Origin of the sequence: Candidatus Liberibacter africanus PTSAPSY (assembly GCF_001021085.1) — a bacterium.
GTDB lineage: Bacteria > Pseudomonadota > Alphaproteobacteria > Rhizobiales > Rhizobiaceae > Liberibacter > Liberibacter africanus.
Genome location: NZ_CP004021.1, coordinates 1,118,576 through 1,136,283, shown reverse-complemented (window position 1 = coordinate 1,136,283; position 17,708 = coordinate 1,118,576). Strand labels below are relative to the sequence as shown.

The following is a 17,708-nucleotide window of genomic DNA, read 5'->3' as shown; positions in this document are numbered from 1 at the left end:
AAGGACTGCACATGCTAAATCCAGAAGGAATGGGTCCAATACATTTTGTTGGAATAGGTGGTATAGGAATGAGTGGTATTGCCGAGGTCTTGCACAATACTGGTTATCATGTGCAAGGATCAGATGTTATCATTAGCCCGAATGTACAGAGACTTCGTAAACAAGGGATTAAAGTTTCTATAGGTCATAATGTAGAAAATATTAATGATGCTGAAATTCTAGTAGTTTCTTCGGCAATTGATAAAGATAATGTCGAATGTATTGCCGCGCGTAAGAAAAATATCCCTGTAATATTTCGTTCTGAAATGCTTGCTGGAATTATGCGTTGTCGTAAATCTATCTCTGTTAGCGGTACTCATGGTAAAACAACAACAACTTCGTTAATTGCAACATTGCTTGAACAAGGAAAATTTGATCCAACAGTTATTAATGGAGGAATTATTAATTCTTATGGAACAAATACTCGTATTGGGACGAGTGAGTGGATTGTTGTTGAAGCCGATGAATCAGATGGAACATTTATAAGATTGCCTTCAGATATTGTAGTCGTTACGAATATTGATCCAGAACACTTAGATTACTATGGTGATTTTGATGCTATTCGTGCCGCTTTTTACAAGTTTATTGATGGTATTCCTTTTTATGGTTTTGCAGTAGTTTGTCTTGATCATCCGGAGATTCTTTCTCTCGTTGCTCGCATTCAAAATCGTAAAATTATTACCTATGGTCGACATTCTCAAGCTGATATTTGTTATTCAAATATTAGAAGATGTTCAGATCGTTCTATTTTTGATGTTACAGTTCAAGGTGTTCTTAGCAAAGAACCTTCGGTCATCAAGGATCTTTCTCTACCATTAATCGGGGAACATAATATTTCTAATGCCTGTGCGTCTATTGCAGTAGTGCATAAATTAGGTTTATCATCAGAAAATATAGCAGAAGGCTTAGCATCATTTTCTGGTGTCAAAAGAAGATTCAGTCTCGTTGGTATTTGGAACGATGTGCATGTTTTCGATGATTATGGGCATCATCCAATAGAAATATCTTCCGTTCTTTCTGCGGTTCGTCAAATTTGTCCTCGTAAGATTATTGCTATTCATCAGCCACATCGTTATTCACGTCTTTCAGCACTTTTTGATCAATTTTCCACTTGTTTTGGAGATGCTGATACTGTGTTGATTTCCCCTGTTTATTCGGCTGGAGAACAAGAAATATCTGGATTTTCTTCTCCGGAGTTAGTGAAGAAAATTCAATCAAATGGACATCCTCAAGCATATTACATGGATTCTTTTGATCATCTTGTAGCGAAGATATTAGATGTTGCGGAAGCAGGTGATTTTATTATTTTCTTCGGGGCAGGTAATATAACACAATGGGCAGCTTCTCTGATTGGAGAGCTTGGGTTGGTTACTCGACAAAATATATGCATGATGTGATTTACGAAAACTATTTAGTCTCTTTAAGAAATAAAAGCAAACAGTTCAAGGGGAAATTTCAGGAAAATTTTCCAATGAATAAGATAACATGGTTTCGCGCTGGTGGTAATGCAGAAGTCATGTTCCAACCTCAGGATATAGATGACTTAAAATATTTTCTCTCTCTCTTACCTCATGATGTTCCTATAACGATTGTGGGACTAGGTTCAAATATTTTAGTTCGTGATGCTGGGATTAAGGGCATTGTTTTGCGATTATCGCATGCTGGTTTTAGTAGTATAGAAAAAAGAAATGATTGTGAAATTATTGTAGGTGCTAGTTGTTCAGGGAAATCTCTCGCTAACTGGGCTTTGCGTTATGGTATTGGAGGATTTCATTTTTTCTATGGTATTCCGGGATCAATTGGAGGGGCAGCATATATGAATGCTGGTTCTAATAATTGTGAGACTTCTCAGCATGTGGTTGAAGTGCATGTTATAGATCGTATGGGGAATCAACATGTTATTCCTCAAAATAAATTAAAATATCAGTATCGTTTTTCAGATCTTGCAAAAGATTTGATTATTACTCATGTGGTTCTGCGGGGATTCCAAGAATCTAAAAATGTTATTCAATCTGCCATCGATGATGTTCGTGATTATCGTGAAAAAATACAACCAATTAAAGAGAAAACCGGAGGTTCTACTTTTAAAAATCCTGTTGGACGCTCTGCGTGGAAATTAATAGAAGAAGCTGGTTGTCGTGGATTAGAATTTGGAGGTGCTAAAATATCAGAGTTACACTGTAATTTTATGATTAACACCAATAATGCAACTGGATATGATCTTGAATATCTTGGTGAAAAAGTACGGAAAAAGGTTTTTAATCAATCAGGTATTCTTTTAGAATGGGAGATTAAGCGTCTTGGAGAGTTTTTCGATAATAAGATAGTTGATTATGCCAAAATATTTTAGAATTTTTACGAATAAAATGCTTGATGATTTATTCTCTTATTTCATTCCAATCATCGAATCCTGTTTTTCAACATCGTTTTTGCGAAATTATTTCATTTGTCCATATAGAAATTACACAGATTACAGACTGTAAGTAACGACATAAAAAGGGATATGTAGGAAAAGGATATGTAGGATAGAAAACAAAAATGCATTGAATATTTAATAAATCATTTGAATGGAATTAAACATTTTCTGGAAAGAAAAAATATTTGAGTAATAATTCCTATTTTAAATTATTTTTCGTAGTACTTCTAGAATATTAAATTGATTTCTTACTTATAAAGTATAAGATGTAAGAAAATGTATTATGCCCGGTTGGTGGAATTGGTAGACACACTTGGTTTAGGTCCAAACGCGGAAGCGTGAGGGTTCGAGTCCCTCACCGGGTACCATAAATGGTACTCATGTAGTAGTTTAAAGCAGTTTATAAAAGCGCATTTTCATATTTTCCTTTAGATGTTAATGCATAACGAATTCTATAACTGTACAAATATTTGAATATTCGTTTACTGTTCTCTTTCATAAAAAAATTTATAGACGTTCTCATATCTTGCTCATATCTTGTGCATTAAAATGTATGAGTAATTTATAATCTTGAAGAATAGGAATCAATAATGCCTAATTTTTTGCTTGAAATTTATTCTGAAGAAATTCCTGCACGTATGCAGCGCAAAGCTACTGAAGATTTGAGCACAATTCTTATTGGTTTATTGAAAGAATATAGCTTAACATATCAAAATATGCGTCAGTACTGGACACCAAATCGCTTGTTCTTATACCTTAATGGTTTAACTCCGTATTCTCCAGAAAAAATTGAAGAAAGATTAGGGCCAAGAGTTGGAGCTGAACAAAAGGCAATTGATGGATTTTTGAGATCTACAGGATTAGATAAAATTTCTGATTGTAAAATTAAAAAAGATCTGAAAAAAGGAGATGTTTATTTAGCAGTTCTGAAAAAGCCAAAACGCTTAGCAGAAGATATTCTTAAAGAAATAGTACCTATAGCGATTCAAAAGGTTCCTTGGCCTAAATCAATGCGTTGGAGTGCAAACAATTCTTCAATTAGTGATTTTTCATGGATAAGACCATTAAAATCAATTTTATGTGTTCTTGTTCTTGAAAATGGCCAAAGTAAAATCATTGACCTTGATTTAAAAGACATACCTTGTGGAAAGATTACTTATGGACATCGTTTTCATGCACCACACCCGATAGAAGTCCAATGTCTTGATGATTATATCAGAGGTTTAGAAAAAGGAATGGTATTATTAGACCCAGAATATCGTCGTCAAAGCATTCTTCAAGGTGCACGGCAGTTAGCTTCTACTCATGGATTAGAATTAGTGGAAGATCATGATCTCTTAGAAGAAATTATGGGTCTTGTTGAATGGGTACAAGTTATTATGGGATATTTTGATGAAAAATATCTTTGTCTTCCAGAGGAGTTGATTCGTTTGACTATTAAGACGAATCAAAAGTGTTTTGTCACGCGCACTCGGGAAGGTAAGCTTGCGAATCGTTTTATTCTAGTTGCTAATATTCAAGCTGCTGATGGTGGAATTGCAATTGCGCAAGGAAATAGTAGGGTAGTGGCCGCTCGTTTGGAAGATGCTTTACATTTCTGGAAACGTGATCAAGAGAATTATTATGACTTATTTTCTTTAAAAAAATCGGCACTTAAGTTTAATCTTGATTTATCTAAACCGCTAGATCAGCGTATGGCAAAACTTGATATGTTGAATGTAGTTTTTCATACTAAAATAGGAACGCAAGGAGAAAGGGTATCACGTATCAGAACCCTGGGAAAAAAAATATCGCAGTTAATAGATTCTGATATCGATTTAGTAGATCGTTCAGCAGTACTTGCAAAAGCTGATTTGTGCACAGATATCGTCAGAGAATTTCCAGAGTTGCAAGGGAAAATAGGCAAAGAGTATGCTGCTTTACAAAATGAATCCGTCGTTTGTTGTAATGCTATTGAAGAGCACTTAAAACCACGTGGTCCGTTAGAAGATGTGCCAACCAATAAAGTATCAATTACTTTATCATTGGCGGATAAAATCGATATTCTCATCAATTTTTGGGCGATTAATGAAAAGCCAAGTGGCTCAAAAGATCCTTATGCATTACGTCGAGCTGCACTTGGCATTATCCGTATTATATTATCTAATAAGATTGATCTTCCTTTATCACAATTGATAGAAGATAGTACTCTGATTATGTTTTTTCATGATCGTTTAAAATTACACTTACGTGAGATAGGTATTCGACATGATCTCATTGAGGCAATATTACGACCTGAAAATGACAATCTTTTAACTGTGGTTGATCTCATTACTCATTTGAATGAGTTTTTTAATAGCACTAAAGGACAAAAATTCCTCTTATCTGCCAAACGTATTGTTCAAATTTTATCTATAGAAGAAAAAAAGAACACAGAAATATCAACAAACATTAATGTTCAAAAATTTTTACTAGAATCTGAAAAGAAACTGTATAGCGTTATATCTGATCTTAATTTTCGTATAAAAGAAAGCCTGCATAATAAGAGATATCATCAAATAGGAGATCTCCTGTATTCTTTATACGAACCTATTGAAGATTTTTTTGATAAAGTACTGGTCAATATAGATGATATAGAAGTGAGGAATAATCGTCTTTCCTTGATTAAATATACACAAGACATCATCATGACAGTTGTTAATATGAAGAAAATTATCTAATTCCTACAAACAATGAAAATATTACTTTGTTGATTCACTGAGATTACAATCGATGTGTTAATCACAATCAATCCACCAGTCACGACTATCATCTATAACTTGCATTTTTGAAACATCAATGTGATCAAACCATTTTTTTACAGACAATCCTTTAATAACTATGTCAGGAGCAACGTCAGATAACGGTGCTATTACAAAAGCCCTTTCTGTAATATATGGATGAGGTATTGTTAAGCGATCAGTCGCGCATACGTAATCTCCTAAAATAAGGATGTCAAGATCAATTGTACGAGAGCCCCATAATACATCACGTTTCCTATTTAATTTATTTTCAATGGATAACAAAATATCCAATAATTCATTGGGAGAAACTCGTGTTTTAATAAGAGAAACAGCATTGAAAAAAAAATCTTGATCATTTTTTCCCCAAGGAGGGGTATGATATAAACGCGATACAGATATTACTTCACAATCCTTATGGTTGTTAAGTAATTGCAAGGCTTGAGCAATATACTTCTTCTTATTTCCAATATTGCTTCCTAGTCCGATCGCAATAGTATCATTTTTTTTGTTCATGAGAATATTCTACTTTGACTTCTACATAGTCAAGTGTACCCTTAATTGGTGCGTTAGGCTTTCTTACGGTAACAATGATGTGATTGATCTTTTTGAATTCTTTTAGTAATTTCGTAGCAATTTCATTTGCAAGAGATTCAATAAGGTTATGTCTTGTTCCAATAACGACTTTTTCTGTCACGGTAAATACGTCACTATAATCAATTGTATTTTCTATATTATCATTATCTAAAACAAAATTTTTTATAAGCCGCATTTCTATATCAATAAAAAACTGCTGACCTTTACTTTGTTCTTCTTTATAAACACCATGATAGGCAAAAAAAGAACAATTCTTTAAAAATATTGTATAACTTGTATTAAACATATTATTTTTTCATCTTACTATCTGTAAACTAAGATTGAGTCTTCATAACATTATCAACTATACGCAAAGCATCTCTATTGATTTTCACGTTATGAACCCTAAAGATATGAGCTCCTGCTTTTCTTAGGAGGCAATTGACTGTAGCCGTGCTATCATCTAAATTCAATGGTTTATTACTGTGTGTTATTTCTCCTAATAATTTTTTTCTTGATATACCAACTAATATAGGGAAATCAAGATTCTTCAATTTTGAAAATCCTTCTATTAAGGCAAAGCTTTCGTTAGTTTTTTTGGCAAATCCAAAACCTGGATCAATAACTATTTGTTCCCGTGAAATTCCCGAACGTGAAGCAATTTCCAGTGAATGATTTAAAAAGTAAAACTGATCTTCAAAAACATCGACAATTTTTGTACGGTTACGACCTGTGTGCATAATACAAACACCGGCATTATATTTTGCTATTCTCTTAGCCATATTTATATCATTTTGCAATCCACACACATCATTAACAATATGAGCTCCTGCCTTAATAGCCAATTCAGCAGTTTCAGGTTTATATGTGTCAACGGAAATAATAGCATTCGTACGGCTAGCTAATTCTTCTATAACTGGGATAATACGCTTTTGTTCTTCTTTTGCGCTGACTGGTATAGCATCAGGGCGCGTAGATTCTCCGCCAATATCAATAATATCAGCTCCTTCTTTTAAACAACTAATAGAATAAGAAATAGCCTTTTCACGAACTAAATTCTTTCCTCCATCGGAAAAAGAATCTGGTGTAACATTAACAATCGCCATAATAAGTGATTGATAGCCGATATCTATATTACGACCATGCGCAAGTTTCCAAGTACTCCTAGAACATTTTTCCATGCCTATAGTTTCCCATTAATATCTTATTTTAGGCTATCCTTTAGCTCAAAGCTCACAAAATCTAATAGTACCTATTGAAAAATATGATATTTCAACGAAGACGTTTGAAAGATTGTTGTGAGAGGGATAATTTTTGGTTTAAAGAATTATCAAGATAATGAGAACATTCACTTATTAATTCATCCACTTTACCGACAAAAAAATGATTTGCATCAGAAATAATTTTGTGGGTTATAGAAATTCCTTTTTGATTCATAAGCTTGTTTACCAATTCTTTGATATCAGATGTTGCGCCTACCAGATCATTACTGCCATTGACAATCAAACCAGAAGAAGGACAGGGTGCTAAGAAAGAAAAATCATAACTTTTAGGCTGTGGGGCAACAGATATAAAACCATTAATTTCAGGACGCCGCATCAAAAGCTGCATAGCAATCAATGCTCCGAAAGAATAACCTGCAATCCAACAACTTTTACTTTCAGGGTTGAGAGATTGCACCCAATCTAAAGCAGCGGCAGCATCAGATAATTCACCATCACCATGGCCAAATTCTCCTTCACTTCTACCAATTCCTCGAAAATTAAATCTCAATGAGACGAATCCTCTCGTTTGGAAAAGATAGAATAGCTGATAAACAATATTATTATTCATCGTTCCGCCAAATCGGGGATGAGGATGAAGTATTAACGCAATAGGAGCGTTTGGATCTTTAGAGGGTTGATAACGTCCTTCTAAGCGACCTGAGGGGCCATTGAAAACTACTTCGGGCATTTGGATGCTACTTTTCTACAAAAAAGATAATTATTATAACAACACTTTTTTATAATTAAATTAATAAAAAAAGCGTTAGATTTATGTTAATAGTTAGGAAGATACTTGAGTTTAAGATAGTTATCTTATTTTTAGATTACGTATAAAGCATATTTATACGATAAATAAAGAGAAAAATATTGTTTAGAAGAGTTTATCTTGATTGGAACGCTACAGCACCTCTTTTAGATGTTGCAAGAAAATCTTTTGTCAAAGCTTTAGATTTTTGTGGAAACCCTTCATCTGTGCATAGAGAAGGGCAAAAAACGCGTTTTTATATTGAGGAATCACGTCGGATTATCGCTGATTTTTGTGGTGCAAAATCCGAGCATATTATTTTTACAAGCAGTGCAACAGAGTCAGCAAATTGGGTTTTAACACCTAATTTTTATAAGGGGTCTCAAAAATTATTGATTGATTCGCTCTATATTTCTGCAATAGAGCATCCTGCTGTTTATTCAGGAGGACATTTTCCTTCTCATAAAATTCATAAGATACCAGTTTTATCTGAAGGAATCGTTGATCTTAAGGCGTTGGCTGATGCTTTAGAGAACAGAGATTCTGCATGTGGTATTCCTATGATAGCTATTATGTTGGTTAATAATGAAACAGGCGTCATTCAGCCAATCACAGAGGTTTCGCGGATAGTTAAGAAATATCAAGGTATTTTAGTTGTCGATGCTGTGCAAGCAGCAGGGCGCATTCCTCTTTCTATAGAAGAAATAGGAGCGGATTTTCTTATTATTTCATCGCATAAGTTAGGGGCTCCTATAGGATCTGGAGCGCTTATCTTTCGAGAAGATACTTTGTTGCCATCTCCTCTCTTAAGAGGAGGGGATCAAGAAAAAGGTCATCGTGCAGGTACAGAAAATTATGCTGTTATTAGTGGATTTGCTGCTGCCGCACAATATATGGGAAAAGATATACAAAAACGTTCTTTACGCATCACTGGTATACGCAATTATTTAGAAAAAGAATTAAAAAAGATAATTCCTAATATCATCATTTATGGAGAAGATGTGCAGCGAATTTCTAATACTTGTTGTTTTAGTATCCCTTTTTTAAAAGCAGAAGTTTTACAAATTGCTCTTGACCTTGAAGGAATCGCTGTCTCAGCTGGATCTGCATGTTCTTCTGGAAAAACCAAGAAAAATCATGTGCTAAATGCTATGGGATATGATACATCGACGGGTGCTTTACGAATTTCTTGTGGTGATACCACTACACAAGAAGATATTGATGTTTTTTTAAAAGCATTATACAAAATAGTACGCTGTTCTTCGGTGATTTAAAAAATCACAAGAAATTTTCTCATTGATTTTCTTTAGTTTTATGCAATTTATCATTCTAAAATTCACTGACTTACTGGTATTTATTTTACAGGCCTTTGCCAATTTTATTGAATATTAGTTCTTAATATCATAAATAACCTCTTGACCTTTATAGTAAAGTATATTTTTTAAGTGGTGATTTTTTCTGTGATATGGTTTGAAAAACAAAAGGTGTTTTGTTAGATATTTTAATCAAAAACTTGATTGAATTATGTATAAGGATATTTACTTATGAATGCGAACTTGTATAAAGAAAAGTTATACCCAAAATTTCATGATATAAAATATAAGAATATTTGGTTTTTCCTTTTTTATGAAGGAATTGTAAGACAGCATGATTGGATTTTTTAAAAGCACTTGTTTGGTATAGCAATGTTTTTAGATTTTTTTAAAGGATATTGTTCTTGTCATTAGATGGATGATATTCACTCTTGAAATTATTTTTTTAAGAGTGATTTTTTATTATTTTTTTATGATGCTAATGTGTCGTCTTTTTTTTTTAATATTCAATATTTTTATAGATGTAATTTATTTTTATAGATGTAATCTTTAATATTTAGTAGACATTTTGATTTTTTTTAATATGCTGAACATTGTATTTTTCGATGTAAATATTTTAAATATATTTTTAGTATACGGAAGTATTTTTGAATCCTGCTCGTACGTATAAATGGTTGTAGATTTTATTTTTATAGTGGTGTCAATATAAAGAGAGAGTAGTGCATGTCTAAATCTCCCATGAGTCAATTTATAGTACATGAAGTTATTCCTATTCATGTTGGTGGATTAAATTTGTCTTTTACCAACTCCTCTCTTTCGATGCTTATTTGCTCATTGGTTATTTTTATTACATCTTTCTTTGCGGTCTATAACTGCAAAGTAGTTCCTACGCGCTTGCAGTCTGTTTTTGAAATTATATATCAGTTCGTTATGTCTACCTTATGTGATTCTGCTGGACCTCAATCTAAAGGTTTTTTTTCTTTTGTTTTTTCTTTATTTCTCTTTTTAACAACGGCTAATTTATTGGGTATGTTCCCATATCTTTTTTCGTTTACAAGTCAAATATCCATAACTGCAAGTTTCGCACTTTTGGTCATTTTAAGCGTTATTATATCTGGTTTTTATAAGAATGGCTTGCGATTTTTAAAATTATTTATTCCATCAGGGATTCCTACAGTTATGAAACCATTGGTTTGTTTTGTGGAAATTGCTTCGTTTTTATCTCGTCCGATTAGTCTGTCGTTACGTTTATTCGCAAACATGTTAGCAGGACACATGATGTTAAAGGTATTTGCCGGATTTTCTACCTCCATGGCATCTATTGGTGTCTTAGGTATGATATTTTCTTGTTTACCCGTTATTTTCAATGTTTTAATAACGGGTCTTGAATTTTTTGTTGCATTTATGCAAGCGTATATTTTTATGATGTTAACCTGCTTATATATTGGTGATGTATATAAATGTGATCAACATTAAAACTATAGTGAAATTATTTTGAAAAACGTCAATATTTAATTACAACAAGGAGAAATAAATGGGAATAGAATCAGTATCAGCACTTGCGGCAATTAGTCATTATTCTTTAGCAGCGAAATTTCTTGCTATTGGTATGGCGTGTTTAGCTATGGGACTAGTTGCGCTTGCAATTGGTAACATTTTTTCTAATTACTTGTCTGGAGCTTTGCGCAATCCATCTGCAGCTGTTCATCAAAAGTCACAAGTTTTAATTTTTGCTGCAATTGCTGAATCAGTAGCAATATTTTTGCTCTTAATAGTAATACTTCTTCTTTTCGTAGTTTGAATAAGAATTTTTTGGATTAAATGTAATGTGACGAAGAACACATTTCGCAATTATAAAGAAGGCAAATATGACTTCATCTTCTGATTTTTCAAGTAAATTCCCTCCTTTTCATACTGGAACTTTTTTATCAGAATTCTTCTGGCTTTTTATTATTTTTGGTTTTTTTTATTGGATAATGCATCGATTTATTTTACCTCGTCTGTATTTTGTTATGGAGATGCGTCGTAATAAAATATCAGATGACAAAGATAATACGATTCTTGCTAAGAAAGAAGTGGATTCTATCGTTTCATCGTATGAAGAATTATTGGTAATTGCTCGCAAGAATGCCAAGGAGATTGTTGATATGGCGCTAATAAATGCTGATAATCATCTAGATTCTCAAAGAAAAATTCTAGAGAAAGATTTGTCAAATAAACTTTTAGATGCACAATCTAAAATAGATGATATGCAAAACAAAGCATCAAAGGAGATCCGTTTCGTTGTAGAAGAAGTTACTAAAGATTTAGTTCGAAAAATTGGTTTTCCCGTCTCTGATGTAGATGTGCAATCTACCATAAAAATGGTGATAGATCAGAAGAGAGGGTGATTAATGAATTTTTTTGATGAAACTTTTTTAGTTTTTATATCTCTTGTTATTTTTCTCACTGCATTGATGTATATGCGTATCCCTTCAAAGATATTATCTTTCCTTGATGCTCATGCTGATAAAGTGCGTGATGAAATATTAGAAGCAAGACGTTTACGTGAGGAATCAGAAAATATTTTAGTGCAATATAAAGAAAAATATAGCAAAGTTGAAAAAGAAGTCAGTGAAATTATTTTAGCCGCTAAACAAAAAGCAAAAATTATTGAAGATGATAATCATCGACATGTGCAGAAAATTTTTTTTGTACATCGTGTGGATTTAGAAAAAAAAATAAATCATATGGAATTAGAAGCTAAGCGTTCATTTTATATAAAAGTAGCAGATTATTCTCTTGAATCTATCAGAGAAATTATTTCTAAGAATATGAACGACAGTTTCAACAATCAAATTTTTGAAGATAGAATAAGTGATATTCAGTTACGACATAAAAATTTTTTCCAGTAAATTTAGTATTGCCAATTTATTGACGAAAATCTTTGTTTGAAATATTGATATTCTTTTTCATTCTTCTCAGTTATTTTTGTTCTTCTCATAGTTTTGATAAAACATTATCAATGTTTTTCCTATTGATTTTTCTGGTTCTTGTTTAGATCCTATTGTTTTTTTTACAATATTATCAGCGGGAAAAGATCTTTTTTGGTATTATATTTTCTTTTAAATATTATTTTTTTGTTTTTACTCCTTGTCGTAAGTGTGAATCTTGTTTAAAGAATCGTGGTTTATTTTGGTTACATCGTTGTCAGACAGAAGTTATTCGTTCTACACGTACTTGGTTTATTAGTTTGACATTTACAGCTAAAAAGCATACCATTGATTATGCTACTTCTATTGGAGAATTTGTTGATGATTCTCCTGATACTAGATACTAGATACTAGATACTAGATACTAGATTAGGTAGGAAGTATAAACAAAACGTTGTTTATCATGAGGTTTTATCGAACTATTCTTTCCCTAGGATTTCTTCTGTTTTTCCTATTTTAGATACTGATATGAAATATAACCTTTTATGTATAAGTTTTGGGAAAAGGGTAACTTTATTCTTAAAACGTTTGCGAACAAATACTAAAAAAACATTTCGTTATTTTTATGTGTTTGAGAAACATAAGACTGGAAATCCTCATGTTCATATGTTGATACATCAAGATCCAGATCAGGAATTACTTAAAAAAGCTGAAATACAAAATGAATGGAATTATGAAGGATTTTCTCATGTACGTCTTCTTCAGGAAGACTTATCCTAAGCTAGGTATGTTTGTAAATATCTTATAAAGAAAAATACGAAGAGTTAGAGCGTCCTTTCGTTATGGTTCTCTATTGAGACCATCCGAGGGGCAACCGAGGCTTGCGAAGTCGAAGAATGAGACGAGTGTTGGGGACCTACCAAAGGTGGGGGCGAAGCCTTCATTGACTAAATATTAAAGTAGCTTCCCGAAGCCTCATTGTTATCTCACTTTATTTGTAACATATTGGAACTTTTTACTATGACACTTTATGGATTATTTTCTTTTATTTTACGTGTTGCTTTTTTTTATTCTATTTTTTTAATCGCTCTAGAGGTTTTAAGAGATTTATGTTTGTTTTATTTTGTTGTTGGTTTTTTAGGGTAATTTAAATTTCTTCTATTATTTTTTTGATGAAAAGTTTTTTCTTAGAATTTTAAATAATTATCTAAATCCATTTTCTATGATATGAGGTTATTTTGTGAACCACTATTAATCGCATAATAAATATTATGGAACTTTTATTTCATTATATTTTCCCGATATATATAAGTAAGAAAACCTCCAACCTGATACTAGAAAAGATAAAGATCTAGAAAAGATAAAGTTGTTTACATGTTTTACGCTGATCAACATACTACAGTATCTACAATCTACAGTGTTTTACGATGATCAATATCTACAATATCATCTTGAGTATAATCTTGAACAGCCCAAAAAGCCTTTGCAAAAGCTTTTTAATCGGTTAGATAGCCAATGGCACATAGGATGTATTAAAGTGAGCGATTGTTGCTAATCGAGGCTTGTGCAGTACGCGTTGAGACTTAATCCACAGGATGGTTTATTGATTTATAAGGGAGAAAGACATCCTTCCTATTTTCAATATTTGCTTTAAAAATTAAGACTGCATAGATATCAAGATTTATATTAAAACTTTGAAGAAAAAATATTTGATAACCAAGGTAATTTCTTTTCATTTCGCAAAAAAAGTCTGTATATTTTTTTATGAATTGTGTAATAGCAAAAAATTGTTGCTCACTTATTTTAGTATATTGTTGATAAATACTATTATTAGATTGACGATATAACAATCTTTTATTAGATTGACGATATAACAATCTTTGTTCATATGTGTTTATGGTTTTTGTTAATGAAGCTATTCATAATTAAGGATAAATGATGATTGATAGCATCCAAAGCGTTACGCATGATCAGTTGCGCACTGTAATTGAGCGACTTGAGCGACTTGAAGAAGAAAAAAAACTTATTGCGGAGAATATTAAAGATATCTACAATGAGGCGAAAACAACCGGTTTTGATGTAAAAGCAATTAGAAAAATTCTCTCTTTACGTAAAAAAGATGAAAAACAATGGATGGAAGAAGAGCAAATTCTTGACGTATATTTGCGTGCTCTTGGTATGGTGAGAGATGATTGATCATAAGATCATGCTATCGATTTATTGCTCATGTTCTATCCAAAATTAATCGTTTTTCTTGGTTATTTAATATCACTGAAGCAAACAATGCGGTTACGTCCTGATTTTTTAGCCACATATAAAGCTTGATCAGCTTGGTAAACAATTGTCGAAATGGGTTCTTTATTACGACGTTCTGCTATTCCAGCTGAAACAGTGATACGAATAGATGAGCCATTTAAAATATCGATTTGAGATTTTTCTATAATTTGTCGAAGATTATTAGCTAAAATTGCAGCTTCTTTTTCTGAATTTCCTAAAGCAGCTGCCGCAAATTCTTCCCCCCCTAATCTCCCTACAAACATAGGTTTTTCAAAAACTAAAACTAATTGATCAGCAATAAAGCTTATTACTTTATCTCCGACAGGATGTCCAAAATTATCATTAATTTTCTTAAAATAATCAATATCAAAAAAAACAATTGATAGTTTACCATTTTCAGATTCAAGGTTAGAAATAAAAGAAGAATGATTGAGCAATCCAGAAAGACAATCAGTACGGCTTAATTTAGATATTTTGTTATAGGAAACAAATAATTCTTTAAGAATCGATCCAGATATATATCCCAATAATAATGATATAATAATAGAAAAAATAACGAGAGATATGTTTTCTAATAGTATGTATTCTAATCCATAAAACGGTGTTAATCCGATATAAAATAAAGAAACATTCGCTATAAATATCACTGCTATAATAAAAATAGTAAATAAAATAGTAAAATAGATCATAAAAGTACGAGGAGAAAAACTTTCTAGATTTTTCTCATGTCGCAACCATGTTCCAAAAAAGTATTTTAAAGATCGAATCACAGTTTTTTCTCTGTGTAATATAATAATATAATCGATTCTATCATGGATTATGTAAAATTACTGCTAAGAATTTTTATGTGTTATATAAAATATCTTGTATAGCCAATAATAGATATCTACAAATACTTATAGTCATGTTGCAATTTTTAATGAAATTAATTACAAGGATAGTATGTTGAAGATTATTTTCTTTTTATAAATAATTTAAGAAAGGTGTTTTATGAATTTTTATAAATGTGGTATTTTATTTGCAGTATCTTTAATGATCTCAAGCTACTCGATGGCGGGAGATATATATATTCCTATGAAAAAAAAATCCTTAGATGAAAAAAAAATAGTACGTAACATAGTACATAATGTAGAATATCAAGATGACGAATATGGCATCTGGTCCGGTTATCATGCAGGATTGAATCTAACTCATCGGGCAGGAACTCAGACAGCTTATGGTGAAATTAGACCATACGGTACACCACTTAGAGATAAACTAGAACCTATATTCGGCTATAACATCCAGATGGGAGATTATGTCCATGGTTTTGATGTCGGTGTTGGTTTTCAATATGACCAAGAAGAGCGATCTAGTAAATTAGCAGGATTGGGTTTAAATGTAGATGCTACATATAAGTTAGGATATTCGATAGATTCGTTTCTTTTCTACGGAATGGGAACATTAGGAGGAATCTATATTCCAATTAAAAAATCTGTCGACAATAAATCGTTTAGTGTATACGGGTTAAATCCATCTGCGGGCTTTGGTGTAGCTTATATGATACCAAATCAAAACATCTCTGTATCTGCTGATTATCGTATTTCTCCTCGTGTAATTCTATATGGAATGAGTAAAGAAATGAAAGATACCATGAATGCTGCGCTTGATCGTAAAAGTGGCATGGCACATATGATATCTTGTGGTATTAATTTTCACTTTTAGTCATTTGATTATGATATAAAAAATTTTTTCTAATTGATCTGATACTTCTCATAGATATTAAATTTAAATATATCTATGAGGAGTGTAATTACTGTTAATAAAAACGTACTAAAATTTTAGATAGATAAATTATGTAATGGACGAAATGTCATTCTATGAATGCGACTAGGTCCCTTTTCGCGTATAACTTGTCGATGTTTTACTGTTGGATATCCTACATGAGAATCAAATCCATACTCTGGATATTTTTTATGAGCCATCTTCATAAAACGATCACGTGTGACCTTAGCTATAATAGATGCTGCAGCAATAGATAAAGAAATAGAATCCCCCTTGATAATGGAAAATGCTTGGCATGGTAAATGTTCAGGAATACTTCGTCCATCGATAAGAACAGATTGTGGAATAACCGGCAAATTTTTTACAACACGACACATTGTATCAAGGGTAGCTTTATGAATATTATGCTGATCAATATACTGACTGCTGGCAGAAGCGATGGAAACAACTGCACTACTCATAATTTTTTCATATAATTCTTCTCTTTTTTTCTGTGACATTTTTTTTGAATCATTAATATCATCAGGAATGTTATTTGGATCAAGAATAATAGCTGCTACCACAACAGGTCCTGCAATAGCACCACGCCCTACCTCATCTATTCCTGCTACTGGCCACATATTTTTTTCTTGTATTATTGTTTCAAATTCAAAATGTGGCTTTTTAGGGGTTATGAGATAAGAAGAAATATTTTCTTTGACTAAGATATCCATTACACTGATATACTATATTTTATATGAAAGATGTTTGATCACACTATGTTCATAGTATTAATTTTTTTTTAACACATTACTCTTCATAAAAGATCAAAACCCATTGTCCTTATTTTTAACTTTTTGCGATCTTATCATATTAAAACTGAGATACGAATGAAAAATCATCCTTAGCCCAGCTTTTTGGTTACTGCATTTTTTTGTTCATAGATGCAGAAAATTCTTTGCGAGTCATTATACTTTTTTCAATTATACTTTTTTCAATACTAGACCTTGATATCAATTTTCCTAATAAATATGCATGATGACATATTCAATTGCTTGTCTTTCATTCATATCAATAAACTTTACAGGAATTATTCCCAATTCATATTGAAATAAAATACTTTCTACTTCATCCGATTCCGCAATTATGGTAATTGTCAACACATTTTATAATACGGGAATCATCTTCGTTGTTCTTTATTGTATCATCATTTACCAAGACAAAAACAAAAGAAATATAGCAAAGTATACGTATCTCCCCCCCCAACAGTAAGAGATGTATAACTAACAATAGGGGAAAAATTCTAATGATATAATTTCAATAAAATTGCATTATTAGATATATTAATGTAAACAAAATAAATCAAAATTAGGAATAAATTCATACAACAATATCATAAATATCACAAAAACAAAACAAACAAACACTCTCTTTATAGAATGCCGATAATTATTACATAAAATAGATGATATTTTAGTATGATTACGGATAAACTCTGTTGGAATAAGAGGTACAATTGACAGAGACCATATTTTATTGATCAAATTATTGATTATTTTTAACCACAAAACCATTATTCCTTTCTATGAATAAGATAGTTTTTGTTCTAAATACGCTTTTTAATTTATTTTTATTACTTTGGCAAGGTATTAACAAAATTTTT

Annotated in this window: 18 protein-coding genes and 1 tRNA gene; 13 read left to right on the top strand and 6 right to left on the bottom strand. The window is 31.7% G+C overall.

The window, feature by feature from the left end; all coding sequences use genetic code 11:
• The first annotated feature begins 11 nt into the window (after positions 1–11).
• The 4 genes from murC to glyS all read left to right on the top strand — a co-directional run bounded on the left by murC (position 12) and on the right by glyS (position 5,154).
• A complete protein-coding gene (gene murC, locus G293_RS05145) occupies positions 12–1,436 on the top strand; it encodes a UDP-N-acetylmuramate--L-alanine ligase (protein WP_047264585.1) in 1,425 nt (474 codons plus the stop codon).
• Entirely contained in the window at positions 1,424–2,389 is a 966-nt protein-coding gene (gene murB, locus G293_RS05140) for a UDP-N-acetylmuramate dehydrogenase (RefSeq protein ID WP_047264584.1), read from the top strand. The genes murC and murB overlap by 13 nt, the downstream gene beginning before the upstream one ends.
• Positions 2,390–2,740: 351 nt before the next feature.
• Positions 2,741–2,823: transfer RNA gene (locus G293_RS05135), tRNA-Leu, on the top strand.
• Positions 2,824–3,045: 222 nt separating this feature from the next.
• Positions 3,046–5,154: a glycine--tRNA ligase subunit beta gene (gene glyS, locus G293_RS05130; protein WP_047264583.1), complete on the top strand. Its 2,109-nt coding sequence runs from the start codon at positions 3,046–3,048 to the stop codon at positions 5,152–5,154.
• 57 nt (positions 5,155–5,211) lie between these two features.
• Here glyS and folK read toward each other — a convergent pair whose 3' ends face one another.
• The 4 genes from folK to G293_RS05110 form a co-directional block, all read right to left on the bottom strand.
• Positions 5,212–5,730 carry a 2-amino-4-hydroxy-6-hydroxymethyldihydropteridine diphosphokinase gene (gene folK, locus G293_RS05125; RefSeq protein ID WP_047264582.1) on the bottom strand — a complete coding sequence of 173 codons (519 nt, stop codon included), beginning with the start codon at positions 5,728–5,730 and terminating at the stop codon, positions 5,212–5,214.
• A complete protein-coding gene (gene folB, locus G293_RS05120; RefSeq protein ID WP_047264581.1) occupies positions 5,714–6,097 on the bottom strand; it encodes a dihydroneopterin aldolase in 384 nt (127 codons plus the stop codon). The genes folK and folB overlap by 17 nt, the downstream gene beginning before the upstream one ends.
• Before the next feature lie 28 nt (positions 6,098–6,125).
• Positions 6,126–6,971 carry a dihydropteroate synthase gene (gene folP / locus G293_RS05115; RefSeq protein ID WP_047264580.1) on the bottom strand — a complete coding sequence of 282 codons (846 nt, stop codon included), beginning with the start codon at positions 6,969–6,971 and terminating at the stop codon, positions 6,126–6,128.
• Between the two features lie 91 nt (positions 6,972–7,062).
• On the bottom strand, positions 7,063–7,743 hold the full coding sequence (locus G293_RS05110; protein ID WP_047264579.1) for an alpha/beta hydrolase: 681 nt from the start codon (positions 7,741–7,743) through the stop codon (positions 7,063–7,065).
• Between the two features lie 179 nt (positions 7,744–7,922).
• Here G293_RS05110 and G293_RS05105 point away from each other — a divergent pair, with 179 nt between their 5' ends.
• From G293_RS05105 to G293_RS05065, 8 genes are all read left to right on the top strand, one after another.
• Complete coding sequence (locus tag G293_RS05105) at positions 7,923–9,074, top strand: cysteine desulfurase family protein (protein ID WP_047264578.1); 1,152 nt, start codon at positions 7,923–7,925, stop codon at positions 9,072–9,074.
• Positions 9,075–9,836: 762 nt separating this feature from the next.
• A complete protein-coding gene (locus G293_RS05100) occupies positions 9,837–10,589 on the top strand; it encodes a F0F1 ATP synthase subunit A (RefSeq protein WP_047264577.1) in 753 nt (250 codons plus the stop codon).
• Between the two features lie 58 nt (positions 10,590–10,647).
• A complete protein-coding gene (locus G293_RS05095) occupies positions 10,648–10,914 on the top strand; it encodes an ATP synthase subunit c family protein (protein WP_047264576.1) in 267 nt (88 codons plus the stop codon).
• 67 nt (positions 10,915–10,981) lie between these two features.
• Positions 10,982–11,503 (top strand): F0F1 ATP synthase subunit B family protein, encoded by a 522-nt coding sequence (locus G293_RS05090; RefSeq protein ID WP_047264575.1) that lies wholly within the window; start codon positions 10,982–10,984, stop codon positions 11,501–11,503.
• A gap of 3 nt (positions 11,504–11,506) precedes the next feature.
• Positions 11,507–12,007, top strand: a complete 501-nt coding sequence (locus G293_RS05085) for a F0F1 ATP synthase subunit B family protein (protein ID WP_047264574.1) — start codon at positions 11,507–11,509, stop codon at positions 12,005–12,007.
• 152 nt (positions 12,008–12,159) lie between these two features.
• Entirely contained in the window at positions 12,160–12,432 is a 273-nt protein-coding gene (locus G293_RS05080) for a hypothetical protein (protein ID WP_047264573.1), read from the top strand.
• Between the two features lie 121 nt (positions 12,433–12,553).
• Positions 12,554–12,805 carry a rolling circle replication-associated protein gene (locus tag G293_RS06065; RefSeq protein ID WP_047264572.1) on the top strand — a complete coding sequence of 84 codons (252 nt, stop codon included), beginning with the start codon at positions 12,554–12,556 and terminating at the stop codon, positions 12,803–12,805.
• A gap of 1,158 nt (positions 12,806–13,963) precedes the next feature.
• Positions 13,964–14,221, top strand: coding sequence for a DUF2312 domain-containing protein (locus tag G293_RS05065; RefSeq protein WP_047264570.1), 258 nt, complete (start codon positions 13,964–13,966; stop codon positions 14,219–14,221).
• Positions 14,222–14,283: 62 nt separating this feature from the next.
• Here G293_RS05065 and G293_RS05060 read toward each other — a convergent pair whose 3' ends face one another.
• A complete protein-coding gene (locus G293_RS05060; RefSeq protein WP_047264569.1) occupies positions 14,284–15,072 on the bottom strand; it encodes a GGDEF domain-containing protein in 789 nt (262 codons plus the stop codon).
• 220 nt (positions 15,073–15,292) lie between these two features.
• Between G293_RS05060 and G293_RS05055 the strand changes: the two genes are divergently transcribed.
• Positions 15,293–16,006 carry a hypothetical protein gene (locus G293_RS05055; RefSeq protein WP_047264568.1) on the top strand — a complete coding sequence of 238 codons (714 nt, stop codon included), beginning with the start codon at positions 15,293–15,295 and terminating at the stop codon, positions 16,004–16,006.
• A gap of 116 nt (positions 16,007–16,122) precedes the next feature.
• On the opposite strand, the gene G293_RS05050 is transcribed toward G293_RS05055, so the two are convergent.
• Positions 16,123–16,779 (bottom strand): ribonuclease HII, encoded by a 657-nt coding sequence (locus G293_RS05050; RefSeq protein ID WP_047264567.1) that lies wholly within the window; start codon positions 16,777–16,779, stop codon positions 16,123–16,125.
• Positions 16,780–17,708: the final 929 nt, after the last annotated feature.

Excerpts from the sequence above, each read along its gene's own strand:
- murC (WP_047264585.1), top strand. The coding sequence starts at position 12 with ATGCTAAATCCAGAAGGAATGGGTCCAATACATTTTGTTGGAATAGGT.
- murB (WP_047264584.1), top strand. The coding sequence starts at position 1,424 with ATGCATGATGTGATTTACGAAAACTATTTAGTCTCTTTAAGAAATAAA.
- glyS (WP_047264583.1), top strand. The coding sequence starts at position 3,046 with ATGCCTAATTTTTTGCTTGAAATTTATTCTGAAGAAATTCCTGCACGT.
- folK (WP_047264582.1), bottom strand. The coding sequence starts at position 5,730 with ATGAACAAAAAAAATGATACTATTGCGATCGGACTAGGAAGCAATATT.
- folB (WP_047264581.1), bottom strand. The coding sequence starts at position 6,097 with ATGTTTAATACAAGTTATACAATATTTTTAAAGAATTGTTCTTTTTTT.
- folP (WP_047264580.1), bottom strand. The coding sequence starts at position 6,971 with ATGGAAAAATGTTCTAGGAGTACTTGGAAACTTGCGCATGGTCGTAAT.
- G293_RS05110 (WP_047264579.1), bottom strand. The coding sequence starts at position 7,743 with ATGCCCGAAGTAGTTTTCAATGGCCCCTCAGGTCGCTTAGAAGGACGT.
- G293_RS05100 (WP_047264577.1), top strand. The coding sequence starts at position 9,837 with ATGTCTAAATCTCCCATGAGTCAATTTATAGTACATGAAGTTATTCCT.
- G293_RS05095 (WP_047264576.1), top strand. The coding sequence starts at position 10,648 with ATGGGAATAGAATCAGTATCAGCACTTGCGGCAATTAGTCATTATTCT.
- G293_RS05090 (WP_047264575.1), top strand. The coding sequence starts at position 10,982 with ATGACTTCATCTTCTGATTTTTCAAGTAAATTCCCTCCTTTTCATACT.
- G293_RS05085 (WP_047264574.1), top strand. The coding sequence starts at position 11,507 with ATGAATTTTTTTGATGAAACTTTTTTAGTTTTTATATCTCTTGTTATT.
- G293_RS06065 (WP_047264572.1), top strand. The coding sequence starts at position 12,554 with ATGAAATATAACCTTTTATGTATAAGTTTTGGGAAAAGGGTAACTTTA.
- G293_RS05065 (WP_047264570.1), top strand. The coding sequence starts at position 13,964 with ATGATTGATAGCATCCAAAGCGTTACGCATGATCAGTTGCGCACTGTA.
- G293_RS05055 (WP_047264568.1), top strand. The coding sequence starts at position 15,293 with ATGAATTTTTATAAATGTGGTATTTTATTTGCAGTATCTTTAATGATC.
- G293_RS05050 (WP_047264567.1), bottom strand. The coding sequence starts at position 16,779 with ATGGATATCTTAGTCAAAGAAAATATTTCTTCTTATCTCATAACCCCT.